This window comes from Thermomonospora sp. CIF 1, assembly GCF_001896795.1.
Classification (GTDB): Bacteria; Actinomycetota; Actinomycetes; order Streptosporangiales; family Streptosporangiaceae; genus Thermomonospora; species Thermomonospora curvata.
On sequence record NZ_MOYN02000017.1, the window covers coordinates 46,680 to 70,586 of the forward strand.

The following is a 23,907-nucleotide window of genomic DNA, read 5'->3' on the forward strand; positions in this document are numbered from 1 at the left end:
GCAGGCGGTTCAACCGTCGCAAGGCAAGGAGGCCAGTACCGTCACCGTGGGTTCCCTGCCGATCGGTGTCCGGTGGGCGACGGGAACGCCGTGGACCATGACTTTGGTGGTCTGCCGGGGACTGCCGTCTTCGTGCAGGAGCGCTTCGTCGAGTCCGGGGGCGAGCGTCGCCACCTGGCGTACCACATAGTCGGCGGTCGCGTCCGGGGGAGCGTCGAGGGTGATGGTGTCGGTTGCCAGGACGGCTTCCGGGTAGCCGAGGAGGTGGACACAGAGCGTCATAGATCCTCGCCTTCGCTCGGTGGCTATGATGGCTGACGCTACGGCGGGGTGCTCGTCCCGGCCAAGGTGCCGCACGGTGTCATCACCGTTACCGGATGGCAAGAGCTCTGGTAAGCCACTACCGTGTTGGCGTTCCGATCACCTTCGACTGCGGAGAAGAGTTCGCCACGATGCCCAGGACGCTGGTACGCGATCTGCGTGACCACCTTGACCAGACCGTCACGGTGTGCGGTTGGGTCAACGCACTGCGGTTGCAGCGCAAAATGCAGTTCGTGATCCTCCGCGATCCCACGGGCATGGTGCAGATCACTCACAAACGGGGCGGCGAGGGGGATGAGCTTGAGCAGGCCATCGAGGCGCTGACCACTGAGTCCGCCGTGGTCATCACCGGCAGGGTCGTGGACAACCCCATCGTCAAGCTCGGCGGACTGGAGATCGTGCCGGAGCGGGTCGAGGTCGTCGGCAAGGCGGAGGCATCGCTCCCCATTGACGAGAAGTCGGGGATGGAGCACAGGCTGGACTGGCGCTTCCTCGACATCCGTCTCCGGCCGAGCTCACGTCTGCTGTTCGACGTGCAGACGACCTTCGAGGCGGGCCTGCGGGAGTATGCCTACGCCGAGGGCTTCACCGAGATGCACACGCCCAAGCTCATGGGCACGGCCTCGGAGTCGGGCGCCGAGGTCTTCAAGCTCGGCTACTTCGGCGGCGACGCCTATCTGGCGCAGTCACCCCAGTTCTACAAGCAGATGGCGGTCGCGGCGGGCATCGAGCGCGTCTTCGAGATCGGCCCGGTCTTCCGTGCCGAGCCCTCCTTCACCTCCCGCCACGCCACCGAGTTCACCGGCGTGGACGTCGAGATGGCGTGGATAGACGACGTCGAGGATGTGATGGCCTTCGAGGAGCGCATGCTGGCGCACGCCATCGCGAAGGTCGCCGACGTCCACGGAGAGGCGATCCGAGAACATTACGGGGTCGACCTTAAGGTCCCCACTGTGCCTTTCCCGCGCCTTACGATGGCCGAGGCTCAGGAGATCCTCCGTGCCAGGGGGTGGGACCCCGCAGGCGAGAAAGAGGATCTTGACCCCGAGGGCGAGCGGGCGATCTCGGCTCATATCGCCGAGCAGACCGGCCATGAGTTCGTGTTCATCACGCATTACCCGGCCAGCATCCGGCCTTTCTACCACATGCGTCCCAAGGATCGGCCGGATCTCACCCTCAGCTTCGACCTGCTCTGGAAGGGCCTGGAGGTCACCACCGGCGCGCAGCGTGAGCATCGCTACGACGTGCTGTGCAAGCAGGCGGCCGAAAAAGGCCTGGACACCGCGCCGATGCAGGACTACATGAACATCTTCCGATTCGGTACCCCTCCGCACGGCGGGCTCGGGATGGGGCTCGGCCGGCTGCTGGTGGCCATGCTGAACCTTGACTCGATCCGCGAAGCGACGTTCTTGTTCCGCGGTCCCAACCGCCTCACTCCGTGACACTCATGCAGCGGAGCCCTGAGACAGGAGCGGTTCGAAGGGAGTGACTCAGGTCTCAGGGCTCCGGCGTTTCATGAGGTGGACGGCTGCCCGACTGCGGCGATGAGCATGCTGAGCGTCGCCGTGAGTCGGCCGATCACAGCGGCCATCTCGACCTCGCTCATGTCGCACACGGTCTCCATGTCGAGGTCGTCCACGGTCTTCTTGGCCGCCTCGATCACCGCCTGGGCCTGATCGGCCATGGCGGCGCTACTCTCCTGCGTGATCGTCATCGTTCCTCACTATCTGCGTGGGGCGATCGCCACGGCGGCGCGGCGCGATCGGTTTGATTCCGCAGCCACGTACCGTGACATAGGGCACACTGTCAGCATGTACTCCAGCAATCCCGCGCGCAAGTGCGTTCGCAAAACCAATGGATATTGGGGGCATAGCCATGCCTGACAGTCCCACCGCCCGTAAGCGCCAGCTCGGCATCCAGCTCCGCAAGCTGCGTGAGGCGGCGGGGCTGCGCAACGCCGAGCTGGCCGAGCTCATGGGCTGGTCCACGACCAAGATGAGTCGCCTTGAGACCGGCCAGACGACCATCACTGCCGCAGAGGTCGAACAGTTGTGCGATCACCTCGGCGTTGAGGATGTGGACCTGAGGGAGACCTTGAAGGAAACCGCTCGCAAGTCCAGGCAACGTGGCTGGTGGCAGCCCTTCACCAAGGTGTTGCCGAAGGGCTTCACCGTCTACATCGACCTGGAGTCGGCCGCTTCGGTGATCCACGTCTTCTCCCCGAGCTTCGTGCCAGGTCTGCTGCAGACCCCGGATTACGCCCGTGCCATGTTCCGTACCGCCCCGATCGGCTATGTCGAGTCAGAGATCGATCGGCTGGTGTCGGTGCGCATGGCGCGCCAGGAGATCCTCAAACGGGAGGCCGACCCTCCGAAGCTCTGGGCGATCTTGGATGAGAGGGCGCTCGTTCGGCCCATCGGCGGTGAGGAGACCATGAACGCTCAACTCCGCCATCTGGTGGAGTGCGCGGCGATGCCCAACGTCACGATTCAGCTTGTACCGACCGAGGTCGGCGCCTACCCGAGCATGGGCAACGGCTTCTCGATGCTGGAGTTCGCGAGCACAGACCAACCCGTCGTGCATGTCGACATCAGCGTGGGCGGCAGTATGTACTTGGAAGAGCCGGCTCAGATCCGGATGACCAGGCTGACGCTGGACCGCCTCAAAGCAGTGGCCCTGTCCCCCGAGGCGTCCGTGACGGCCATCCGCCGACTGGTGAAGGACTCATGAGCATTCGAGGCGAACGCGGCACGCTTACCAGCGCTCGATGGCGCAAGAGCACACGCAGCAACGAGATGGGCGGTGAGTGCGTGGAGGTTGCCGCCGTATGGCGCAAGAGCCGCCACGGCAGCGACATGGGCGGTGCCGGTGTGGAGAACGCCGGCGCGGGACCGGCGGTCGCGGTGCGCGATTCCAAGAACCCCGAGGGAGCCAAGCTGTTCGTCTCCCCCGACGGCTGGGCGGGGCTTCTCGGCGACATCAGAAGGGGCGCGTACGACAGGCCGCGCCGGGTGAGTGCTCACCAAGAACGACCGGTGCCTCTGCAAACCGGGGGATGATCCGCGTTGAGGGCCTGCGCGGCATGAAGGCCCGAGTCATGAGCCTGCCCCCTTCGACACACCCTCGCCCCGGCGAGCGCGTGGCCTGAACACCCATACCACCCGCTTCGATGGGCATACACCTTTGCGACGGAAACTCCTTCCGACGCAAGGTCGTCAAGCTGATCAGGACGCTCACGAGATGATCCGTACGCACGGCGCCGGCGTGCTGCGCAAGGAGCACGCCGGGGAACGCGTGGTGCTCGCCGGCTGGGTGGCCCGCCGCCGCGACCACGGCGGGGTCACCTTCATCGACCTGCGCGACGCCTCCGGCGTCGTCCAGGTGGTCTTCCGCGAAGAAGACACCGCGCACGACCTGCGCGCCGAGTACTGCGTCAAGATCACCGGCGAGGTGCGGGTGCGGCCGGCCGGCAACGAGAACCCCGACCTGCCCACCGGGGAGATCGAGGTGGCCGCCACCGACATCGAGGTGCTGTCGGAGGCCGCGCCGCTGCCGTTCCCCATCGAAGGGGACGTCAACGTCAACGAAGAGGTCCGGCTCAAGTACCGCTACCTCGACATCCGCCGCGAGCGCGTCGCCCGCGCCCTGCGCATCCGCTCCCAGGCCGCCTACCTGGTGAACGAGGTGATGCGCGAGCACGGGTTCGTCAACGTCGAGACCCCGACGCTGACCCGCTCCACCCCCGAGGGCGCCCGCGACTTCCTGGTGCCGGTGCGGCTGCAGCCGGGCCACTGGTACGCGCTGCCGCAGTCCCCGCAGCTGTTCAAGCAGCTGCTGATGGTCTCCGGGCTGGAGCGCTACTACCAGATCGCCCGCTGCTACCGGGATGAGGACTTCCGCGCCGACCGCCAGCCGGAGTTCACCCAGATCGACATCGAGATGTCCTTCGTCGAGGCCGAGGACGTCATGGCCATCGGCGAGGAGCTGGTGGCGCGGCTGTGGAAGGAGATCGTCGGCTACGAGGTGCCCCGGCCGATCCCGCGCCTGGCCTACGCCGACGCGATGGCCCGCTACGGCTCCGACAAGCCCGACCTGCGGTTCGGCAACGAGCTGGTCGACATGACCGCCTACTTCTCCGCCACCCCCTTCCGGGTCTTCCAGGCCCCCTACGTGGGCGCGGTGGTGATGCCCGGCGGCGCCTCCCAGACCCGCAAGGAGCTGGACGCCTGGCAGGAGTGGGCCCGCTCGCGCGGTGCCCGCGGCCTGGCGTACGTGCTCGTCCAGCCCGACGGGACGCTGACCGGGCCGGTCGCCAAGAACATCTCCGACGCCGAGCGGGCCGGGCTGGCGAAGGCGGCCGGCGCGAAGCCGGGCGATGCGATCTTCTTCGCCGCCGGCCAGCCGCACGCCTCCCGGGAGCTGCTGGGCGCCGCCCGGCTGGAGATCGGCCGCCGCTGCGGCCTGATCGACGAGTCGGCCTGGTCGTTCGTGTGGATCGTGGACCCGCCGATCTTCGAGCCCGAATGCGACGACTCCGGCGCCCAGACCGGCTGGACGTCGGTGCACCACCCGTTCACCGCGCCCAAGCCCGAGTACGCCGCCACCTTCCACGAGCAGCCGGAGACCGCGCTGGCCGACGCCTACGACCTGGTCTGCAACGGCATGGAGATCGGCGGCGGCTCCATCCGTATCCACCGCGCCGAGATGCAGCAGCGGGTCTTCGACGTGCTGGGGTTGAACAAGGAGGAGGCCGAGGCCAAGTTCGGCTTCCTGCTGGAGGCGTTCAAGTACGGCCCGCCTCCGCACGGCGGCATCGCCTTCGGCTGGGACCGCACCGTCATGCTGCTGGCCGGCGGCGAGTCCATCCGCGATGTGATCGCCTTCCCCAAGGCCGCCTCCGGCTACGACCCGCTGACCGGGGCGCCCACCGGCATCACCGAGCAGCAGCGCAAGGAGGCCGGGGTCGACGTGCGGCCCGAGCAGGCCGCGACGTCCTGATCATGCGACGGCGGCCTCGCCCTGGGAAAGGGCGAGGCCGCCGTGTTGCGGGCGCGCCGCGGCTCAGGCCGCCCCGCGCTCGCGGAGCATGGAGGTCATCAGCTCGATCTCCGCGCTCTGCCCTTCGACCATCGTGCGGGCCAGCCGCTCCACCTCCTCACGGTCGGTGCGGGCCAGCACCGCCTCGGCCATCTCCACCCCGCCGCGGTGGTGGGCGATCATCAGCTTCAAAAACAGCACCTCGGCGTCCTTGCCCTCGGCGCTCTCCAGCTCTTTCAGCTGCTGGTCGGTGGCCATCCCCGGCATCGCGGCGCCGGAGCCGCCGCCGTGCCCGCCGTGCCCGGACATCCACCGCATCGGCCCCTTGGGGTCGACCTTGGGCGCCTTCCAGGCGTCCAGCCAGGCCGTCATCATCCCGATCTGCGCGGACTGGGTGGTGATGATGTCGTAGGCCAGCGTCCGGATCTTCTCATCGTCGCTGGCGTCGCGGATCATGAACGACATCTGCACCGCCTGGGCGTGGTGGGTGCTCATGTCCCGCGCGAACCCCGCCTCGGGGCTGTCGGGGCCGGGGACGGACGGCCGCAGCGCCGCCGCCGCGACCACCGCCACCGCGATCAGGACCACCAGCCCCGCCAGCACCAGCGACAGGGTCCGGCCGCGCGGCGCGGCGGGGGCGGCGTTCTCCACGCCCTCTTCGTGCTCGGCCGTCTCGGCCCGCGCGGCCCCGCTCACGGCGTGTCCTTCCCGCCGATGCACGCCGCGCCCGGCTCCGGGGTCTGCGGGCCCTTGACGTAGGCCCGCAGGAACGCGTCGATGCGGTCGTCGTCGGCGTCGTCGGTCTTGAGCTGCTTGCCCCAGGCGGTCAGCACGATCGGGGAGTCCTGGTCCGGCACCGGGCTCAGCATCGTGTAGTCGGTGTTGCTCACCCGGTCCTTGAGCTTGCCGAGCGCCTTGGAGTCCAGCCCGGGCCGGTAGGTGATCCACACGGCGCCGTGCTCCAGCGAGTGCACCGCGTGCTCGTTCTGCAGCGGCTGGTCGTAGACCCGGCCGTCGCAGTTCTGCCAGACGGCGTTGTGCTTGCCGCCCATGGGCGGGTTGGTGTCGTATTCGATCTTGGTCGTCACGTGGCCGCGCTCCAGGCCGTCCCGTTCGATCAGCCCCGCGATGGGCTCGACGGGCTTGAACGCCTGCCAGGCGGCGAAGGCGACGGCCGCGGTGACGATGACGCCGATGACGGTGAAGAAGGCGATCGCACCCCAGGGCGGGCCGGACTGGACGAGAGGGTTGTTCCTCTTTTGGCGGTTCCTGGCGCTTTTGGACACGAAAATTCCCTTCAAAGACGGCTGATCGGGCTCGGAACACCACGCGGCCGTCACGGCCGCACCTGGGGTCGGCCTACAGCCGCAACACCTGGAGAACCGCCAGGGAACGCGGGCGCGGCGGCGCCCACACCGGAGGGCTCAGCGTCCATCCGAACCGGCGCGGGTGCGTGCCCAGCGGCCTGGGCATGGCCGCCAGGCCCAGCACCATCAGGGTCAGCAGCACCGCCAGCGACAGGCAGGAGTCGAAGTCGGCCGGGCCCGGCTGCAGCGGCGGGGTCTGCGCCTGCTCCTGGGCGTCCGGCGCGTGGACGCCCACGGTGGCCGGGCCGGAGTCCCCGGCCCACAGGGCGTGCAGGACGCACGGCGTCGGCGGGGGTGCGTGCCCGCCCAGCCCGTAGCTGAACGCCACCCCGGTGAGCGCGAAGAGGACCACGAGCAGGCCCGCCACGCCGTGCGGGACCCGCTGGCCTCTCATGCCTGTCGCCCTCACGCCGGTCTTCCACCTCCGGGGCTGCCCAACGTCCAGAGCAAACAGGACGTTCCCGGAACCTTTGGATAGCACAGGCGCAGCCGGGAGAGCTTCGTCAAACGGGAAAATTCATGACTTCGCCCAACGGGCTCTCCCCGTCGCAGGGCACCGGCCACTGCGCCCAAGACCCGGCGATGACCGAAAAAGGGGGCACCGGCCGCTAGCCTCGAACACATGTCCAGGGTCGACCCGGCACAGCCGGACAGCCTTTTCGACGCGCCGGGCGAGCGGCCCGCCGATCCCGCCCCGGCCCTGCCCGCCGAGCGGCAGCCGCTGGCCGTCCGGATGCGGCCGCGGGGCCTGGATGAGGTGATCGGCCAGGAGCATCTGCTCGGCCCCGGCACGCCCATCCGGCAGCTGGTGGACCGGGACGCGCCGATGTCGCTGGTGCTGTGGGGGCCGCCCGGCACCGGCAAGACCACGCTGGCCTACGTCGTCGCCGGCGTCACCCGGCGGCGTTTCGTGGAGATCTCGGCGGTCAGCGACGGGGTCAAAAAAGTCCGCGCCGAGATCGAGACGGCCCGCCGCGAACTGGGCATGACCGGCCGGCAGACCGTCCTGTTCGTCGACGAGGTGCACCGCTTCAACAAGGCCCAGCAGGACGCCCTGCTGCCGGCGGTGGAGAACCGCTGGGTGTCCTTCATCGGCGCCACCACCGAGAACCCCTTCTTCTCGGTGATCAGCCCGCTGCTGTCCCGCTCCCTGCTGCTGACGCTGCAGCCGCTGAGCGAACAAGACCTGCGCCGGGTGATCGAGCGGGCGCTGACCGACGAACGGGGGCTGGGCGGCGCCGTGGCGCTCACCGACGAGGCCGCAGACCACCTGGTCCGCCTGGCCGGCGGGGACGCCCGCCGCGCCCTGACCTACCTGGAGGCCGCCGCGCTGGTCGCCGGGGCCGGCCGGGCCGATGCGGCGAAGGCCACCATCGATGTGGCGGTGCTGGAGAAGGCGGTGGACCGGGCCGCCGTCCGCTACGACCGGGACGGCGACCAGCACTACGACGTCATCAGCGCGTTCATCAAAAGCATCCGCGGCAGCGACGTGGACGCCGCCCTGCACTACCTGGCCCGGATGCTGGAGGCGGGGGAAGACCCCCGCTTCATCGCCCGGCGGCTGATCGTCCACGCCAGCGAGGACGTCGGCATGGCCGACCCCACCGCGCTGCAGACCGCCGTCGCCGCCGCCCACGCCGTGGAATTCGTGGGACTGCCCGAGGCCCGCATCAACTTGGCCCAGGCGGTGATCCACCTGGCGCTGGCCCCCAAGTCCAACGCCGTCATCACCGCCATCGACCAGGCGATCGGCGACGTCCGCAAGGGACTGGCCGGGCCGGTGCCGCCGCACCTGCGCGACGCCCACTACAAGGGCGCCGCGCGCATCGGCCACGGCGAGGGCTACAAGTACGCCCACGACTTCCCCGGCGGCGTGGTGCGCCAGCAGTACGCCCCCGACACCGTCCGCGACCGGCGCTACTACCGGCCGACCCGGCACGGCGCCGAGGCCAGGTTCTCAGAGGTCCTGGAACGCATCCGCGCGGTGCTGCGCGGCCCCCGCGACGGCAGGTGACGGCCGTTCCTTGCGGAAAACGTCGCGGAAACGTCACCCGCGGGCACGCCGCAACACCCCCGGGTGGGCCATGAACGCCGCCCGGACCGGCTAACCTGCCGGTAGGAACGTGACGCGGCTTTCGCGCAGGGCGCGCGGCACGCCGCGCGGCGGGGAAACCCGGTACGGCCACCGTCCGGGAGCGCGGTAGGGTCTGCAACACCGCACCTGGCCGGGAGACGGACGGCGACGCGAACGGAAAATCCGGATGCTTACTGCAGAACAGCTGGCAGGCCTGATCGTGGCCCTGTTCTGGGCCATCTTGGTCTCCTTCCTGGCCTATGCGCTGCTGCGGTTGGCCCGGCTGCTGAGGGAGACCAGCGAGCTGGTGTCGGACCTGACCGATCGGGCCGCTCCGCTGCTGGAGGACATGACCGTGGCGGTGCGCCGCGCCAACGAGCAGCTCGGCCGCACCGACGTCATCACCCGGCAGGCCGCCGGGATCACCCAGAACGTCTCGGCGGTCACCACGGTGGTCTCCTCGGTGTTCGGCGGTCCGGTGATCAAAGCCGCCGCCTTCTCCTACGGGGTGCGCAAGGCCCTGGGGTACACCAGGGACACCACCCGGCGCTCCTCCCGGGCCGAACTGCCGGCCCGCCGCGCCGCCGAAGGCAGGGGGCGCCGGTGAGACGCATGTTCTGGCTCGCCGTCGGCGCCGGCACCGGAGTGTGGGTCACCCGCAAGGTCACCCGGATGACCCGGCAGCTGACTCCGCAGAGCCTGGCCGGCCGGGCCGCGGGCCGGGCGCTGGACGCCCGCGAGCGGGTATGGCTGTTCCTGCAGGACGTGCGGGATGAGGCCCGTGCCCGCGAGGAGCAGCTGCGCGAGGCCATCGAGGCCGACCTGCACCCGCCGCAGGCCCCCCGGCCGCGCCGGATCCTCAACGCCCGATACATCATCATCGACGAAGACAAGGATGGCCACTGAGATGGAGTCGGCAGAGGTCGCACGCCGTTTCCTCGCGTTCTTCGAGGAGCGGGGGCACACGGTCGTGCCCTCGGCCAGCCTGGTCGCCGAGGACCCCACCCTGCTGCTGGTCCCCGCCGGGATGGTCCCGTTCAAGCCGTACTTCCTGGGCCAGCGCACCCCGCCCGCGCCGCGCATGACCAGCGCCCAAAAGTGCGTGCGCACCCCCGACATCGACGAGGTCGGCAAGACCACCCGGCACGCCACGTTCTTCCAGATGCTGGGGAACTTCTCCATCGGGGACTACTTCAAGGAAGGCGCCATCCCCTACGCCTGGGAGCTGCTGACCCGCCCCGTCTCCGACGGCGGCTTCGGCTTCCCCGAGGACAAGCTGTGGGTGACCGTCTACCTCGATGACGACGAGGCCGCCGACATCTGGCACCGCAAGGTCGGCATCCCCGTGGAGCGGATCCAGCGCCGCGGCCTGGCCGACAACTACTGGCACATGGGCGTGCCCGGCCCCGGCGGCCCCTGCTCGGAGATCTACTACGACCGCGGCCCCGCCTACGGACGCGAGGGCGGCCCCATCGCCGACGAGGACCGCTACCTGGAGGTGTGGAACCTCGTCTTCATGCAGGAGCAGCTGTCGGCGGTGCGCAGCAAGACCGACTTCGACGTCGCCGGGCCGCTGCCGGCCAAGAACATCGACACCGGCATGGGCCTGGAGCGCATGGCCGCCATCCTGCAGGGCGTCGACAACATCTACGAGACCGACACGCTGCGCCGCATCCTGGACAAGGCCGCCGAGCTGACCGGCACCCGCTACGGCCGCGACCGCCGCGCCGACGTCTCGCTGCGGGTGGTCGCCGACCACGTGCGCGCCGGGACGATGCTGGTCGCCGACGGCGTCATCCCCGCCAACGAGGGCCGCGGCTATGTGCTGCGCCGCCTGCTGCGCCGCGCCATCCGCAACCTGCGGCTGCTGGGCGGCCAGGACGCCGGGCTGATGCACGAGCTGACCGCGGTGGCCATCGCCGCGATGGGCGAGCAGTACACCGAGCTGATCAGCACCGCCGCCAACATCCACGCGGTGATCGACGCCGAGGAGGAGCGCTTCCTGCAGACGCTGCGCACCGGCACGGCGATCTTCGACGCCGCGGTGGCGGAGACCAAGCGCGCCGGCAAGCAGGTGCTCAGCGGCTCCCAGGCGTTCACCCTGCACGACACCTACGGCTTCCCCATCGACCTGACCCTGGAGATGGCCGCCGAGCAGGGCCTGTCGGTGGACGAGGAGGGCTTCCGCCGGCTGCTGGAGGAGCAGCGGCAGCGGGCCAAGGCCGACGCGGCCGCCAAGAAGACCGGCAACCTGGACGTCTCGGTGCTCGGCGAGCTGCTGGACCGGGCCGGCGGCAAGGTCGACTTCCTCGGCTACCACGACGTCACCGGCGAGGCCCGCGTGGTGGGGCTGCTGGTGAACGGCGCCTCGGTCCCGGCGGCCGGCGCCGGCACCGAGGTGGAGGTGGTGCTGGACCGCACCCCCTTCTACGCCGAGGGCGGCGGCCAGCTGGCCGACCAGGGCCGCATCCGCACCGGCGGCGGCGCCGAGATCGAGGTCCACGACGTGCAGTCCCCGCTGCCCGGGCTGATCGTGCACCGCGGCAAGGTCCGCGCCGGGGAGGCCCAGGCCGGCGACACCGCCTTCGCCGAGATCGACGTGGAGCGGCGCCGGGCCATCTCCCGCTCCCACACCGCCACCCACATGGTGCACGCCGGGTTCCGCCGGGCGCTGGGGGAGTCGGCCGCCCAGGCCGGTTCGGAGAACTCCCCGGGCCGCTTCCGCTTCGACTTCACCTCCGCCGGGCCGGTGCCGCCCAGCGTGCTGCGCGATGTGGAGGACGAGGTCAACGCGGTGCTGGTGGACGACCTGGACGTGCGGGCCTTCACCACCTCCATCGAGCAGGCCCGCGCCATGGGCGCGCTGGCGCTGTTCGGGGAGAAGTACGGCGATGAGGTCCGGGTCGTGGAGGTCGGCGACTACTCCCGGGAGCTGTGCGGCGGCACCCACGTGGCCCGTTCCGGCCAGCTCGGGCTGATCAAGGTGCTCGGGGAGTCCTCCATCGGCGCCGGGGTCCGCCGCATCGAGGCGCTGGTCGGCATCGACGCCTTCCGCTTCCTGGCCCGCGAGAGCGTCCTGGTCTCCCAGCTGTCGGAACAGCTCAAGGTCCGCAAGGAGGAGCTGCCGGAGCGGATCTCCACCGTGATCGGCCGGCTGCGCGAGGCCGAAAAGGAACTGGAGCGGCTGCGCTCGGCGCAGGTGCTGGCGGTGGCCGGCTCGCTGGCCGACTCGGCCAAGGACATCGACGGCATCGCCTATGTGGCGCACCGCGCCCCCGACGGCACCACCGCCGACGACCTGCGCAAGCTGGCGCTGGATGTGCGGGGACGGCTGGCGTCCCGGCCCGCCGTGGTGCTGATCACCGGCGTGCCCAAGGACCGCCCGGTGGTGGTCGTGGCGGTCACCGAGGGCGCCCGCGAGCGGGGCCTGAAGGCCGGCGCTCTGGTCGGCGTGGCGGCCAAGGCCCTCGGCGGCGGCGGAGGCGGCAAGGACGACCTGGCCCAGGGCGGCGGCGCCGACCCGACGGCCATCGACAAGGCGCTGGCGGCCGTCGAGCACGCCGTCGTTTCCGCGTGATCCCGAACCCCGTTCGGGACTTTGCCCGTATTGTTCGTCATGTGTACGGACCTTGTTGCGGCCGGACGCCCGGCGGGCCCGAGGCGGTGATGCCGGCGTGAGGCCGGGCGTGCGGCTCGGCATCGATGTCGGCAGCGTCCGCATCGGGGTGGCGCGCAGCGACCCCGCCGGGATCTTGGCCACTCCGCTGGAGACCGTCCGGCGGGGCAAGGGCGACCTGGACCGGATCGCCGAGCTGGTGGCCGAGCATGAGGCCGTTGAGGTGATCGTCGGCCTGCCCACCTCGCTGTCGGGCCGCTCGGGTCCTGCCGCCGCCCAGGCCCGGCGCTTCGCCGAGGCGCTGGCCGGGCGGCTGTCGCAGCTGCTGCCGGACGGGGGCGTCCGGCTCTACGATGAGCGGCTCACCACCGTCACCGCCGAAGCGGAGCTGCGGCGGTCGGGGGTGCGCGGTAAAGCCCGGCGTCAGGTGGTCGATCAGGCCGCCGCCGCCGTCCTGCTGCAGGCGGCCCTGGACGGGGAACGCCTGACGGGACGGCCGCCCGGCGAGATCGTCCGGGGAAGCTCATGAACGACCTTGATCTCTTCGAAGACCCCGCATCGGGGGGCCGGCGCGGCCCGCGCGGCGGCCGCTACGTCGGTCACGACGACCGTTACGAGGGCCGCTACGACGACCGCTATGAGGATCATGGCGGGTACTACGACGGGTACCACGACGGCTATCGCGACGACCGTTATCAAGGCCACTACGGCGAACGCTACGACGGGCATTACGACGAGCGTTACGACGGCCACTACGACGACCGCTACGAGGGCTACGAGGGCCATTACGACGAGCAGTACGAGCGGCAGGCGCAGACCGCGGCCCGCAAGCGGCAGCGCCGACGCAAGATCAACAGTCGCGCCGCCGTGATGTTCTCGCTGGCCTTCCTGGTGGCGGTGTTCGGCGGGGGCGGGCTGCTGGGGTTGCTGGCCCTGGAGAAACGCCTGGCCGTCCCCGACTACACCGGGCAGGGCACCGGCCGGGTCACCGTCCAGATCAAGGAGGGCGACACCGGCCAGGTCATCGCCGAGCGGCTGGTGGCCGCCGGCGTGATCAAAAGCAGCAAGGCCTACCGCAAGGTGGCCGACAAGGACCCGCGGGCGGCGAGCATCCAGCCGGGCTTTTACGCCATGCGCAAGAAGATGTCGGCCGCCGCCGCGCTGGCCCTGCTGCTGGACCCCAAGTCCCGCGCCGGCACCCAGATCACCATTCCCGAAGGGCTGCGCGTCACCAAGGTCATCGAGCTTCTGTCGGACAAGACCGGCATCCCCAAGCGGGACTTCCACGCCGTGGTCAAGAACCCCAGAGGGCTGCCGCTGCCGCCCTATGCCGGCGGCAAGGTGGAGGGCTACCTGTGGCCCGGCCGCTACGACCTGGACCCCAACGGCAACGCCGAGTCCATCCTGAAGATGATGGTCGAGCGCTTCAACAAGGCCGCCGACGACCTGGACCTGGAGGCCAGGGCCAAGGAGGCGCGGATGAAGCCCGGCACGGTGATCACGATGGCCAGCATCATCCAGGCCGAGAGCGGCAAGTCCTCCGACATGCCCAAGATCTCCGAGGTGATCTTCAACCGGATCAAGAAGGGGATGCTGCTCCAGATGGACAGCACCACCAAGTACGCCAACGGCACCTTCGGGATCGAGGCCACCGGCGAGGAACGGGCCTCCAACAGCCCGTACAACACCTACCGGCACCGGGGGATGCCTCCCGGCGCGATCTGCAACCCCGGCGCCGAGGCCATCGAGGCGGTCTTCGCCCCCTCCAACGACGGCTGGCTCTACTTCGTCACCACCGACCCGGAGAAGGGCATCACCGAGTTCTCCCGCACCCAGGAGGAGCACGACCGCCTGGTGGCCAAGTACAACCGCAACAAGCAGAACGGAGGCGGCTGAGTGCCACGCGCAGCGGTCCTCGGCTCGCCCATCGCCCACTCGCTGTCGCCGGTGCTGCACCGCGCCGCTTACGCGGCGATGGGACTGACCGACTGGACGTACGAGGCGATCGAGTGCGACGAGGCAGGCCTGGCGCCCCTGCTGGACCGCCTCGGCCCCGAGTGGGCGGGCCTGTCGCTGACGATGCCGCTGAAGCGGACCGCCCTGAAACTGGTGGACGAGGCCTCGCAGCTGGCGGAGACGGTCGGCGGGGTCAACACGATCGTCTGGCGGGACGGGCGCAGGTTCGGCGACAACACCGACGTGTACGGCATCGTGACCGCGCTGACCGAGGCCGGCGTACGCGCGCCCCGCTCGGCGGTGGTGCTGGGCGGCGGGGCCACCGCCGCCTCCACCCTGGCCGCGCTGAGCGAACTCGGCCTGCGCTCGGCGACGCTGGCCGTGCGCCGGGTGAGCCGCGCCGCCGAGACCCGCCAGGTGGGGCTGCGGCTGGGACTGCAGGTCGAGGTGGTCACCCTCGACCGGCTCGCCGAGGTCCTGCCGGCCGATCTGGTGGCCTCCACCCTGCCGGGCCGGGCCGCCGACCCCTATGCCGAGCTGGTCGCCGGCTGCGGCGCGGCGGTGTTCGACGCGGTGTACGCCCCCTGGCCCACCGAGCTGGCCAAGGCCGTACAGCGGGCCGGCGGCACGGTCGTCGGCGGGTTCCCGATGCTGCTGCACCAGGCCGTCCGCCAGGTGCAGATGATGACCGGCCGCCGGGACGTCCCGGTCGAGGCGATGCGGGCGGCCGGAGAGGCCGAACTGGCCGCCCGCGCCGGTTAGCGCCGGCCCGCACGGGGCCTCCTCGGCGAGACGCCGATGAGGTAGAGTGGGAATAAACCTGATAGTGTTATGCGCTGACCGACCCGGAGGCGACCAGCATCCGGGTGCTCAAGCGGAGGCCACTCCCACCTGTCCGGCCAGGCGGCCGGAGGGTCATCGGTCCGGCGGACGGTTCCGCGTCGCAGCGGCGGCGTGGGCGGTCCCCGAGCTTTGGCGGCGTAAGCCGCCGAGGCGACCGATGGTGGCCCCGCATGTGAGTCGTGCGGGGCTTTTCGTTATGAGGGCCCTCGGGTGCGACCGGTCGGCTCAGGACACAGACCAACACGACGCCCCAAGGAGGTCCCATCAGCGCCGAACCGCGTATCAACGAGCGCATTCGTGTGCCCGAGGTCCGGCTCGTCGGTCCGAACGGCGAACAGGTGGGCATCGTGCCCATCGTCAAGGCACTTGAGCTTGCCCGTGAGGCCGATCTGGACTTGGTGGAGGTCGCGCCGACCGCGCGTCCCCCGGTGGCCAAGTTGATGGACTACGGCAAGTTCAAGTACGAGTCCGCGATGAAGGCCCGCGAGGCGCGGCGTAATCAGGCGCATACGGTCATCAAGGAGATCAAGCTCCGGCCCAAGATCGATCCGCACGACTACGAGACCAAGAAGGGTCACGTGGTGCGGTTCCTCAAGGGCGGGGACAAGGTCAAGGTCACGATCATGTTCCGGGGGCGTGAGCAGTCTCGCCCCGAGCTGGGCTTCAGGCTGCTGCAGCGGCTCGCCGACGACGTCGCCGACCTCGGCTTCGTGGAGTCGCGGCCCAAGCAGGACGGCCGTAACATGATCATGGTGATCGGCCCGCACAAGAAGAAGGCGGAGGCCAGGGCCGAACGCAATGCGGCGCGCGCCCGCGCGCGAGCCGAAGGCTGAGCGCCCCGGCCGTTGAGGCCGGGGCGGCCGCCGCCCACGTATGCGACCTGATCTGCAAGGTCGCGCGGTGGGACCGCGCGTCCGGGTTGTGCTGTGCCCGGAGCGCCATCCTGGCCGGTGAACCGGCAGGGTGTGATCGACACGTACATCGGTGCGTCGGACGGGCGCGCCGTCATGGGATCCGTGACGGGCGCCCGATTCGTGCATGCCCCCGCGTTTGCGCGGGACGAGGAATGAGGGAGACGACGGCGACCATGCCGAAGACCAAGACCCACAGCGGTGCGAAGAAGCGCTTCAAGCTGACCGGCTCCGGCAAGGTGACGCGCCGCCGCGCCAACCGCAACCACCTGCTGGAGCACAAGCCCTCCAAGCGCACCCGTCGGTTGGCCGGCCGGGTCGTGGTCGCGGACGCCGACACCAAGATGATCAAGAAGCTGCTTCGCAAGTAGCCACCCCTCGGACCTTCTGAGGACCTTCGACAACCTCGGCGGGGGCCTGCCGGCCTCCGGCCTCGCGTAAAGGAGAACATCACGTGGCACGTGTGAAGCGGGCTGTCAACGCCGCCAAGAAGCGCCGGGTCGTCCTGGAGCGGGCCCGCGGTTACCGGGGACAGCGTTCCCGCCTGTACCGCAAGGCCAAGGAGCAGATGCTCCACTCGATGACCTACGCCTACCGGGACCGCAAGGACCGCAAGGGCCAGTTCCGCCGGCTGTGGATCCAGCGGATCAACGCCGCCGCCCGCGCCAACGGCATGACCTACAACCGGTTCATCCAGGGCCTGAAGGCCGCCGAGCTGGAGGTCGACCGGCGCATGCTGGCCGAGCTGGCGGTCAATGACCCCGAGGTCTTCAAGACCCTGGTCGAGCTGGCCAAGCAGGCGCTGCCGGCACAGGACGCCAAGGCCGCCTGACGATCGTTCGGCGACGGGTCATCTGGACGGAAAGTGCGCATGCCATGGCGGGCCGCGAGCTGACCTCCATCCGCTCGCCCCGGGTGAAGTCGGCCCGGCGGCTCGCCAAGCGCACCTTCCGGCACCGCGAACGCCGGTTCCTGGCCGAGGGCCCGCAGGCGGTGCGGGAGGCGCTGGGACTGCCCGGCGTGCTGACGGAGCTGTTCACCACGGCCGAGGCCGAGTCCCGGCACGCCGAGTTGGTGACGGCCGCCGAGCGGGCCGGGGTGCCGGTGCTGCGGGTCAGCGGCGAGGTCATGGCCGAGCTGGCGCAGACCGTCACCCCGCAGGGCCTGCTGGGGGTGTGCACCTTCGTCGACGTGTCACTGGCCGATGCGCTCTCGCCACCGCCCACGCTGGTGACCGTGCTGGCGCATGTGCGCGATCCGGGCAACGCCGGAACGGTGCTGCGCACCGCGGACGCGGCCGGCTGTGACGCGGTGGTGTTCACCGACGCGTCGGTGGACCCCTATAACGGCAAGTGCGTGCGGGCCTCGGCGGGCAGCCTGTTCCACGTGCCGGTGGTGGCCGGCACCCGTTTCGAGACGCTGATCGGCGCGCTGCGCGAGTGCGGGCTGACGGTGCTGGCCGCCGACGGGGCGGGGGAGCACACCCTGGATGCGGCGCTCGACGGCGGGCTGCTGGACCGCCCCACCGCCTGGGTGTTCGGCAACGAGGCATGGGGCCTGCCCGAGGAGATCCTGCGCGCGGTCGATCATGTCGTCCGGGTCCCCATTTACGGCCGGGCCGAGAGCCTGAATCTGGCGACCGCGGCCGCGGTGTGCCTGTACGCTTCCGCCCGCGCCCAGCGCGCCGGGCGGGCCGTGCCCGGCGCCGCCCCGGCGGACGGGGTCTCTTCCGCCCGCCCCTCCTGATCGCCGGGCGCCGACAACGTCCAAGCGGCCTGAATGGTTGTCCGCATTCGGCAAAAACCCTGGCCGCTTCCGGACTCCCCGTAACGATCTTCAAAGCTGTCCGGGCTGCCAGGATGGTTGTGAGAATTTCACGACCTGGCAGTGGCTCACTTGGCGGGGTCGTCTTTGCACCAGGGAGCGGATGCCTCGGCGGCTGGGGAACGGCGAGGGAATCTGCGCATCTCCTCCGGTGTCGTTACCGAAGGAGCGGTGCCGACGCCGCGACAAGGGGGGCGACGATGCTCTACTACGACAGGAAGGCGCCTCAGGTGCCGCGTTCACGACGATCGCACTATCACGGGCCGCGCTCGGCGGCGGCCATGGCGCGCTGCGGAAAGACCGCCGGCGCCTGCCCACCCCCCGAGGAAGCAGGTCGGGGCGCCGAGCTGACCGTGACGGTCACCGGTGTGCACGACGGGACGCTGGTGGCCGCGGTCACCGGCGAGATCGATCTGCGCACCGTCCGGGCCCTGCGCGCCCGGCTGAGCGAGCTGGGCCGCCAGGCCACCGCCGGCGGCGGCGGACGGCTGGTCCTGGACTTTTCCGGAGTCGGCTTCTGCGACGCCGGCGGGCTGGGCGCCCTGGTCGGCGTCCGCAACGAACTGCGCGCTCGCGGCGGCGAGCTCAGCCTGGCCCGGGTGCGGCCGCAGCAGTGGCGGCTGTTCCAGATCACCGGCCTGGACAAGGTCTTCACCGGCTACCGCACCGTGGCCGAGGCGGTCGCGGCCGGACGCACCTCCTCGCTGAGCTGATCCCGGTATCGCCGAAAACGGGCATGTCCGCCGAAAACGAAGAAAAGCCTTGCCGGTAAGGGGTTTTGCGGGTCCCGCTGCCCCATGCTGTGGCTATAGGCTCTACTACCGACAGGCCGCGTTTCACGGGTGCTCTGGAGGCGCTGGTGGGTGTCGAGAACTCCCCGCACGAGTCGCGACTCCCCATGCCCGGTTCCCGTCGCGACTTGGGCCTGCCCCGCGGGCAGGATCGGGACGCGGCCTGGGTGCCGGCCGACGAACTGCCCGACGGGCTGCTGGTGGCCGACGAGAACGCGCGGGTGGTGGTGTTCAACCGCGCCGCCACCCGGCTGACCGGGATCAAGGCCGAGGACGCGCTGGGCCGTGACTTCCGCGACGTGCTGCCGCTGCACGACGCCGAGGGCCGCGACTGGTGGAAGTGCCTGGACCCCTACGGCGGCCTGGCCACCCGCACCCGCCACCCCGAGTACCCGCTGTTCATGACCGGCGGCACCGAGCTGCTGGTGACGGCGTCGTACCGGCGCTCCCGCGGGGGAGCGGTGGAACGTTTCATCGTCAGCTTCCGCGACGCCGCCCGCCGGGCCCGGCAGGAGCGGGATCGGGCCGACCTGGTCTCCACCGTCGCCCACGAGCTGCGCTCCCCGCTCACCAGCGTCAAGGGCTTCACCGCCACCCTGCTGGCCAAGTGGCACCGCTTCACCGACGACCAGAAGCGGGTGATGCTGGAGACGGTCAACGCCGACGCCGACCGGGTGACCCGGCTGATCAGCGAACTGCTGGATGTGTCGCGGATCGAGGCCGGCCGCCTGGAGATGCGCCGCCAGGTGGTCGACCTGGTCGAAGAGGCCCGCAAGGTGATCGCCGGGCGGGTGGCCGCCGGCGACCCGGCCGACCGGTTCTGCCTGATCGCCGACGACGATCTGCCGGAGATGTGGCTGGACCCGGACAAGATCGACCAGATCCTGGGCAACCTGCTGGAGAACGCGGTCCGGCACGGCGCTGGTACTGTGACTATCGTGATCGAGCGGGTGGACGCGCCGGACGGCCTCGGGGCCGCCGTCTCGGTACGCGACGAGGGCGAGGGCATCCCGCCCGAGGCGGCCCAGCGCGTGTTCCGCCAGTTCTGGCGCGGCCCCGGCGGCAACCGGCGCGGCGGCACCGGGCTCGGCCTGTTCATCGTCAAGGGCCTGGTGGAGGCGCACGGCGGCACCATCGCGGTGCGGCGCGCCCCCGGCGGCGGCGCGGAGTTCCGATTTACCCTGCCCGCCGGCGCCCCCGACTACGCCTGACGGGATCGCGCCGCGCGGGCTCGACCGGCGTTCCGGCCTGACGATCCAGGCACCACTACACTCGCGGGCGATCACGCCCTGGCTGGAGTTGTCACCACCATGTCTGCACCCAATAAGTCGTTCGACCCTGTCGAGGTCAGCGCGCTGCAACCGGAGGAGGTCGAGCGCGCCCGCGACGCGGCGCTGGCCGCCATCGCCGCCGCCGGCGACCTCGAGGAGCTCAAGAAGGTCCGCCTGGAGCACGCCGGGGACCGCTCCCCGCTGGCACTGGCCAACCGGGAGATCGGCGCGCTGCCCCCGCACGCCCGCGCCGAGGCCGGCAAGCGGGTGGGCGCGGCCCGCAAGGCGGTCGCCGAGGCCCTCAAGCGCCGCCAGGCGGAGCTGGAGGAAGAACGCGACCAGCGCGTCCTCATCGAGGAGACCGTCGATGTCACGCTGCCGTGGGACCGCGCCCCCCGCGGCGCCCGCCACCCGGTGACCACCATCGCCGAGCGGATGGCCGACGTGTTCGTCTCGATGGGCTTTGAGATCGCCGAAGGGCCCGAGGTCGAGGCCGAGTGGTACAACTTCGACGCCCTGAACATCCAGCCCGACCACCCGGCCCGCACCATGCAGGACACCTTCTTCGTCGAAAGCGAAGACAGCGGGCTGGTGCTGCGCACCCACACCTCCCCGGTGCAGGTGCGGGCGCTGCTGTCGCGCCCGCTGCCGGTGTACGTGGTGGTGCCCGGCCGCACCTTCCGCACCGACGAGCTGGACGCCACCCACACCCCGGTGTTCCACCAGCTGGAGGGCCTGGCGGTGGATGAGGGACTGACCATGGCCGACCTGCGCGGCGCCATCGCCGCGTTCGTGGAGGGCATGTTCGGCGAGGGCCTGAAGGTGCGGCTGCGCCCGTCCTACTTCCCCTTCACCGAGCCGTCCGGCGAAGTGGACATGCAGTGCTTCGTGTGCCACGGCGCCTCGGCGGAGCCGGGCGCGCCGCCGTGCCGCACCTGCAGCTCCGAGGGGTGGATCGAGCTGGGCGGCTGCGGCATGGTCAACCCGCGGGTGCTGGTGGCCGCCGGCGTCGACCCCGAGCGCTACAGCGGCTGGGCGTTCGGGCTGGGCGTGGAGCGCACGCTGATGTTCCGGCACGGCGTGGCGGACATGCACGACATGGTCGAGGGTGATGTGCGCTTCACCCTCCCGTTCGGGATGGAGATCTGATGCGGGTCCCGCTGTCTTGGCTGCGTGAGCACGTCGAGCTGCCCGCCGGCGTCACCGGCCGCGACCTGGCCGCCAAGCTGATCGCCGCCGGGCTGGAGGTGGAGACCGTCGAGGCCGCCGGCCACGACGTCACCGGTCCGCTGGTGGTCGGCCAGGTCCTGGCCATCGAGGAGCTGACCGGCTTCAAAAAGCCGATCCGCTACTGCCAGGTGGAGGTCGGCGAGGACAAGCCGCGCAACATCATCTGCGGCGCCCGCAACTTCACCGAGGGCGACAAGGTCGTCGTCGCGCTGCCCGGCTGCCGGCTGCCCGGCGGCTTTGAGATCGGCGCCCGCAAGACCTACGGCAAGATCTCCGAAGGCATGATCTGCTCGGTCGCCGAGCTGGGCATCGGGGACGACCACAGCGGCATCCTGGTGCTGCCGGGCGATGAGCGGGTCGGCGCCGACGCCATCGAGCTGCTGGGCATCCGCGACGAGGTCCTCGACATCGCCGTCACCCCCGACCGCGGCTATGCGCTGTCGATCCGCGGGGTGGCGCGCGAGGCCGCCATCGCCTACGGCGTGCCGTTCCGCGACCCGGCCGCCGTCCGGCTGCCCGACACCGACGACCAGCCGGGCTACCCGGCGAGCATCGACGACCCCACCGCCTGCGACCGGTTCGTGCTGCGCCAGATCCGCGGCCTGAACCCGGCGGCGGCCACTCCGCTGTGGATGCAGGTGCGGCTGTACCGCGCCGGCATGCGCCCGGTGTCGCTGGCCGTGGACGTCACCAACTACCTGATGCTGGAGCTGGGCCAGCCGCTGCACGCCTTCGACCGCGGCAAGCTGACCGGCGAGATCGTGGTGCGGCGGGCCCGGCCGGGGGAGAAGCTGGAGACCCTCGACCACGTCACCCGCGCCCTGGACCCGGAGGACATCCTCATCACCGACGCCTCCGGCCCGATCTCGCTGGCCGGGACGATGGGCGGCCTGGCCACCGAGATCGACGAGAACTCCACCGACATCGTCATCGAGGCCGCCCACTTCGACGCCATCGGCGTCGCCCGCATGGTGCGCCGCCACAAGCTCAGCAGCGAGGCCTCCTACCGGTTCGAACGCGGCGTCGACCGCGAGCTGCCGCTGTATGCCTCCTACCGGGCCGCGCAGCTGCTGGCCGAGCTGGGCGGCGCCGAGATCGTCCCGGGCGTCACCCACGCCCAGGTGCCGGTCGAGCAGACCACCATCACCATCCCCGCCGACCACCCGGGCAAGGTCGCCGGGGTGACCTACAGCCGCGACACCGTGGTGCGGCGGCTCACCGAGATCGGCTGCACGGTCACCGGGGACCAGACGCTGACCGTGGCGCCCCCTTCCTGGCGTCCCGATCTGACCGACCCCAACGACCTGGCCGAAGAGGTCATCCGCCTGGAGGGGTATGAGGAGATCCCGGCCCGCCCGCCCCGGCCGATCGCCGGGCAGGGCCTGACCCCCGAGCAGCGCCGCCGCCGCCGGGTCGGCCGGGCGCTGGCCGCCGCCGGGTACGTGGAGACCTTGTGCTTCCCGTTCATCGGCGCCAAGGACTTCGACGACCTGCAGCTTTCCGCCGACGACGAGCGGCGCCGGGCACTGCGGGTGGCCAACCCGCTGACCGAGGAGGAGCCGCTGCTGCGCACCACGCTGCTGCCGGGCCTGCTGAAGGCCCTGGCCCGCAACGTCGGACGCGGCCAAAGCGATGTGGGCCTGTTCGAGATGGGCCTGGTGTACCGGCCCCGCCCGGACGCCCCGCCCAAGGCGCCCCGCCTGGCGGTCGACCGCGGCCCCACCCCCGAGGAGATCGCCTCCCTGGAGGCGGCGCTGCCCGACCAGCCGCTGCGGGTGGCCGTGGTGGTGGCCGGTGACCGCGAGCAGGCCGGCTGGTGGGGGCAGGGACGCCCGGCGAGCTGGGCCGACGCCATCGAGGCCGCGCGCACCGTGGCCCGCGAAAGCGGCGTGGAGCTGACCGCGCGGGCCGACCGGCACGCCCCCTGGCACCCGGGCCGCTGCGCCGCCCTGCATGCCGGCGACGTCCTGGTCGGGCACGCCGGTGAGCTGCACCCGCGGGTCATCGCCGCCTACGGGCTGCCGGCGCGCACCGCCGCGATGGAGCTGGAACTGTCGCGCCTGGCCGTGCCCGGGCCGGTGCGGGCGCCGCAGGTGTCCACCTACCCGCCGGCCACCCAGGACGTCGCGCTGATCGTGGACGCCTCCCGCCCGGCCGCCGAGGTCGAGGCCGCCCTCCGCGAGGGGGCCGGGGAGCTGCTGGAGTCGATCCGGCTGTTCGACGTCTACACCGGCGAGCAGATCGGCGAGGGCCGCAAGTCGCTGGCCTTCACGCTGCGTTTCCGCGCCCCCGACCGCACCCTCACCGCCGAGGAGGTGGGCCGGGCCCGCGACGCGGCGGTGGCGCTGGCGGCCGAACGCACCGGCGCCGTGTTGCGCGGCGCCTGACCCGCCGCCTCTGGTGAGCCGTCCCGGCGCCCCGCGGCCGAATCCCGGTTGCGGGGCGCCGCCGTTTTCTCCTACCGTGAACGGGTCCTGTTCCCGACGGGCGGGGGTTTCGGTGGAGCACTGAGGTCACAGACACCGCGCAGACGACCGGCCGTGGCGCGATGCCCGCCGGCTCGCAGCGCGTGACCTCAGTGGACCCTGCCTCAGGACGAATCCCTTCTGCTCGGCGCGTTACGCGCTGTCCGCGGTGTCTCCCGATGTGAACGTTCCGGCACGCAA

The 23,907-nt window shown here is 71.0% G+C and carries 24 protein-coding genes; 19 read left to right on the forward strand and 5 right to left on the reverse strand.

Annotation, left to right across the window (positions count from 1 at the left end; genetic code table 11):
- Positions 1 to 9 precede the first annotated feature (9 nt).
- A complete protein-coding gene (locus BUE48_RS10515; RefSeq protein ID WP_012852473.1) occupies positions 10 to 282 on the reverse strand; it encodes a hypothetical protein in 273 nt (90 codons plus the stop codon).
- Positions 283 to 377: 95 nt separating this feature from the next.
- Here BUE48_RS10515 and aspS (BUE48_RS10520) point away from each other — a divergent pair, with 95 nt between their 5' ends.
- On the forward strand, positions 378 to 1,763 hold the full coding sequence (gene aspS / locus BUE48_RS10520; protein ID WP_206664192.1) for an aspartate--tRNA(Asn) ligase: 1,386 nt from the start codon (positions 378 to 380) through the stop codon (positions 1,761 to 1,763).
- A 71-nt stretch (positions 1,764 to 1,834) separates the two neighbouring features.
- On the opposite strand, the gene BUE48_RS10525 is transcribed toward aspS (BUE48_RS10520), so the two are convergent.
- The gene (locus BUE48_RS10525) at positions 1,835 to 2,035 is read right to left on the reverse strand and encodes a hypothetical protein (RefSeq protein WP_012852475.1); all 201 of its coding nucleotides are present in this window, start codon (positions 2,033 to 2,035) and stop codon (positions 1,835 to 1,837) included.
- Between the two features lie 161 nt (positions 2,036 to 2,196).
- Between BUE48_RS10525 and BUE48_RS10530 the strand changes: the two genes are divergently transcribed.
- The 3 genes from BUE48_RS10530 to aspS (BUE48_RS10540) all read left to right on the forward strand — a co-directional run bounded on the left by BUE48_RS10530 (position 2,197) and on the right by aspS (BUE48_RS10540) (position 5,319).
- Positions 2,197 to 3,051 (forward strand): helix-turn-helix domain-containing protein, encoded by an 855-nt coding sequence (locus BUE48_RS10530; protein WP_012852476.1) that lies wholly within the window; start codon positions 2,197 to 2,199, stop codon positions 3,049 to 3,051.
- Positions 3,048 to 3,380 (forward strand): DUF397 domain-containing protein, encoded by a 333-nt coding sequence (locus tag BUE48_RS10535; protein ID WP_012852477.1) that lies wholly within the window; start codon positions 3,048 to 3,050, stop codon positions 3,378 to 3,380. The genes BUE48_RS10530 and BUE48_RS10535 overlap by 4 nt, the downstream gene beginning before the upstream one ends.
- A 181-nt stretch (positions 3,381 to 3,561) precedes the next feature.
- On the forward strand, positions 3,562 to 5,319 hold the full coding sequence (gene aspS, locus BUE48_RS10540; RefSeq protein ID WP_012852478.1) for an aspartate--tRNA ligase: 1,758 nt from the start codon (positions 3,562 to 3,564) through the stop codon (positions 5,317 to 5,319).
- A 63-nt stretch (positions 5,320 to 5,382) separates the two neighbouring features.
- On the opposite strand, the gene BUE48_RS10545 is transcribed toward aspS (BUE48_RS10540), so the two are convergent.
- The 3 genes from BUE48_RS10545 to BUE48_RS10555 form a co-directional block, all read right to left on the reverse strand.
- Entirely contained in the window at positions 5,383 to 6,054 is a 672-nt protein-coding gene (locus BUE48_RS10545; protein ID WP_012852479.1) for a DUF305 domain-containing protein, read from the reverse strand.
- Positions 6,051 to 6,644 (reverse strand): thioredoxin-like domain-containing protein, encoded by a 594-nt coding sequence (locus BUE48_RS10550; RefSeq protein ID WP_286989728.1) that lies wholly within the window; start codon positions 6,642 to 6,644, stop codon positions 6,051 to 6,053. Before BUE48_RS10550 ends, BUE48_RS10545 begins: the two co-directional genes overlap by 4 nt.
- 73 nt (positions 6,645 to 6,717) lie before the next feature.
- Positions 6,718 to 7,119 (reverse strand): hypothetical protein, encoded by a 402-nt coding sequence (locus BUE48_RS10555; protein ID WP_286989729.1) that lies wholly within the window; start codon positions 7,117 to 7,119, stop codon positions 6,718 to 6,720.
- A 228-nt stretch (positions 7,120 to 7,347) separates the two neighbouring features.
- Between BUE48_RS10555 and BUE48_RS10560 the strand changes: the two genes are divergently transcribed.
- From BUE48_RS10560 to pheT, 15 genes are all read left to right on the forward strand, one after another.
- Positions 7,348 to 8,739 carry a replication-associated recombination protein A gene (locus BUE48_RS10560; RefSeq protein WP_502694605.1) on the forward strand — a complete coding sequence of 464 codons (1,392 nt, stop codon included), beginning with the start codon at positions 7,348 to 7,350 and terminating at the stop codon, positions 8,737 to 8,739.
- A 247-nt stretch (positions 8,740 to 8,986) separates the two neighbouring features.
- A complete protein-coding gene (locus BUE48_RS10565; RefSeq protein WP_012852483.1) occupies positions 8,987 to 9,406 on the forward strand; it encodes a DUF948 domain-containing protein in 420 nt (139 codons plus the stop codon).
- Between the two features lie 5 nt (positions 9,407 to 9,411).
- Positions 9,412 to 9,705, forward strand: a complete 294-nt coding sequence (locus tag BUE48_RS10570; protein WP_286989730.1) for a hypothetical protein — start codon at positions 9,412 to 9,414, stop codon at positions 9,703 to 9,705.
- Between the two features lies 1 nt (position 9,706).
- A complete protein-coding gene (gene alaS / locus BUE48_RS10575; RefSeq protein WP_012852485.1) occupies positions 9,707 to 12,376 on the forward strand; it encodes an alanine--tRNA ligase in 2,670 nt (889 codons plus the stop codon).
- Between the two features lie 97 nt (positions 12,377 to 12,473).
- Entirely contained in the window at positions 12,474 to 12,944 is a 471-nt protein-coding gene (gene ruvX, locus BUE48_RS10580) for a Holliday junction resolvase RuvX (protein ID WP_041439515.1), read from the forward strand.
- A complete protein-coding gene (gene mltG / locus BUE48_RS10585) occupies positions 12,941 to 14,311 on the forward strand; it encodes an endolytic transglycosylase MltG (RefSeq protein WP_012852487.1) in 1,371 nt (456 codons plus the stop codon). The genes ruvX and mltG overlap by 4 nt, the downstream gene beginning before the upstream one ends.
- Positions 14,312 to 15,133: a shikimate dehydrogenase gene (locus BUE48_RS10590; protein ID WP_012852488.1), complete on the forward strand. Its 822-nt coding sequence runs from the start codon at positions 14,312 to 14,314 to the stop codon at positions 15,131 to 15,133.
- A gap of 362 nt (positions 15,134 to 15,495) precedes the next feature.
- A complete protein-coding gene (gene infC, locus BUE48_RS10595; RefSeq protein ID WP_281055208.1) occupies positions 15,496 to 16,047 on the forward strand; it encodes a translation initiation factor IF-3 in 552 nt (183 codons plus the stop codon).
- Positions 16,048 to 16,301: 254 nt separating this feature from the next.
- Positions 16,302 to 16,496, forward strand: coding sequence for a 50S ribosomal protein L35 (rpmI, locus tag BUE48_RS10600; protein WP_041439516.1), 195 nt, complete (start codon positions 16,302 to 16,304; stop codon positions 16,494 to 16,496).
- An 83-nt stretch (positions 16,497 to 16,579) separates the two neighbouring features.
- A complete protein-coding gene (rplT, locus tag BUE48_RS10605) occupies positions 16,580 to 16,957 on the forward strand; it encodes a 50S ribosomal protein L20 (protein WP_012852491.1) in 378 nt (125 codons plus the stop codon).
- A gap of 44 nt (positions 16,958 to 17,001) precedes the next feature.
- The gene (locus tag BUE48_RS10610) at positions 17,002 to 17,871 is read left to right on the forward strand and encodes a TrmH family RNA methyltransferase (RefSeq protein ID WP_012852492.1); all 870 of its coding nucleotides are present in this window, start codon (positions 17,002 to 17,004) and stop codon (positions 17,869 to 17,871) included.
- Positions 17,872 to 18,230: 359 nt separating this feature from the next.
- Positions 18,231 to 18,662: an STAS domain-containing protein gene (locus BUE48_RS10615; RefSeq protein ID WP_083789834.1), complete on the forward strand. Its 432-nt coding sequence runs from the start codon at positions 18,231 to 18,233 to the stop codon at positions 18,660 to 18,662.
- A gap of 185 nt (positions 18,663 to 18,847) precedes the next feature.
- On the forward strand, positions 18,848 to 19,951 hold the full coding sequence (locus BUE48_RS10620; protein WP_052305483.1) for a sensor histidine kinase: 1,104 nt from the start codon (positions 18,848 to 18,850) through the stop codon (positions 19,949 to 19,951).
- A 99-nt stretch (positions 19,952 to 20,050) separates the two neighbouring features.
- Positions 20,051 to 21,160, forward strand: coding sequence for a phenylalanine--tRNA ligase subunit alpha (gene pheS, locus BUE48_RS10625; RefSeq protein ID WP_012852495.1), 1,110 nt, complete (start codon positions 20,051 to 20,053; stop codon positions 21,158 to 21,160).
- Complete coding sequence (pheT, locus tag BUE48_RS10630) at positions 21,160 to 23,628, forward strand: phenylalanine--tRNA ligase subunit beta (protein ID WP_286989731.1); 2,469 nt, start codon at positions 21,160 to 21,162, stop codon at positions 23,626 to 23,628. The genes pheS and pheT overlap by 1 nt, the downstream gene beginning before the upstream one ends.
- Positions 23,629 to 23,907 lie beyond the last annotated feature (279 nt).

What these genes read in the sequence shown, in the direction of transcription:
- BUE48_RS10515 (WP_012852473.1), bottom strand. Translation starts at nt 282, where the DNA reads ATGACGCTCTGTGTCCACCTCCTCGGCTACCCGGAAGCCGTCCTGGCA.
- aspS (WP_206664192.1), top strand. Translation starts at nt 378, where the DNA reads ATGGCAAGAGCTCTGGTAAGCCACTACCGTGTTGGCGTTCCGATCACC.
- BUE48_RS10525 (WP_012852475.1), bottom strand. Translation starts at nt 2,035, where the DNA reads ATGACGATCACGCAGGAGAGTAGCGCCGCCATGGCCGATCAGGCCCAG.
- BUE48_RS10530 (WP_012852476.1), top strand. Translation starts at nt 2,197, where the DNA reads ATGCCTGACAGTCCCACCGCCCGTAAGCGCCAGCTCGGCATCCAGCTC.
- BUE48_RS10535 (WP_012852477.1), top strand. Translation starts at nt 3,048, where the DNA reads ATGAGCATTCGAGGCGAACGCGGCACGCTTACCAGCGCTCGATGGCGC.
- aspS (WP_012852478.1), top strand. Translation starts at nt 3,562, where the DNA reads ATGATCCGTACGCACGGCGCCGGCGTGCTGCGCAAGGAGCACGCCGGG.
- BUE48_RS10555 (WP_286989729.1), bottom strand. Translation starts at nt 7,119, where the DNA reads ATGAGAGGCCAGCGGGTCCCGCACGGCGTGGCGGGCCTGCTCGTGGTC.
- BUE48_RS10560 (WP_502694605.1), top strand. Translation starts at nt 7,348, where the DNA reads ATGTCCAGGGTCGACCCGGCACAGCCGGACAGCCTTTTCGACGCGCCG.
- BUE48_RS10565 (WP_012852483.1), top strand. Translation starts at nt 8,987, where the DNA reads ATGCTTACTGCAGAACAGCTGGCAGGCCTGATCGTGGCCCTGTTCTGG.
- BUE48_RS10570 (WP_286989730.1), top strand. Translation starts at nt 9,412, where the DNA reads ATGTTCTGGCTCGCCGTCGGCGCCGGCACCGGAGTGTGGGTCACCCGC.
- alaS (WP_012852485.1), top strand. Translation starts at nt 9,707, where the DNA reads ATGGAGTCGGCAGAGGTCGCACGCCGTTTCCTCGCGTTCTTCGAGGAG.
- mltG (WP_012852487.1), top strand. Translation starts at nt 12,941, where the DNA reads ATGAACGACCTTGATCTCTTCGAAGACCCCGCATCGGGGGGCCGGCGC.
- rpmI (WP_041439516.1), top strand. Translation starts at nt 16,302, where the DNA reads ATGCCGAAGACCAAGACCCACAGCGGTGCGAAGAAGCGCTTCAAGCTG.
- BUE48_RS10610 (WP_012852492.1), top strand. Translation starts at nt 17,002, where the DNA reads ATGGCGGGCCGCGAGCTGACCTCCATCCGCTCGCCCCGGGTGAAGTCG.
- BUE48_RS10615 (WP_083789834.1), top strand. Translation starts at nt 18,231, where the DNA reads ATGGCGCGCTGCGGAAAGACCGCCGGCGCCTGCCCACCCCCCGAGGAA.
- BUE48_RS10620 (WP_052305483.1), top strand. Translation starts at nt 18,848, where the DNA reads ATGCCCGGTTCCCGTCGCGACTTGGGCCTGCCCCGCGGGCAGGATCGG.
- pheS (WP_012852495.1), top strand. Translation starts at nt 20,051, where the DNA reads ATGTCTGCACCCAATAAGTCGTTCGACCCTGTCGAGGTCAGCGCGCTG.
- pheT (WP_286989731.1), top strand. Translation starts at nt 21,160, where the DNA reads ATGCGGGTCCCGCTGTCTTGGCTGCGTGAGCACGTCGAGCTGCCCGCC.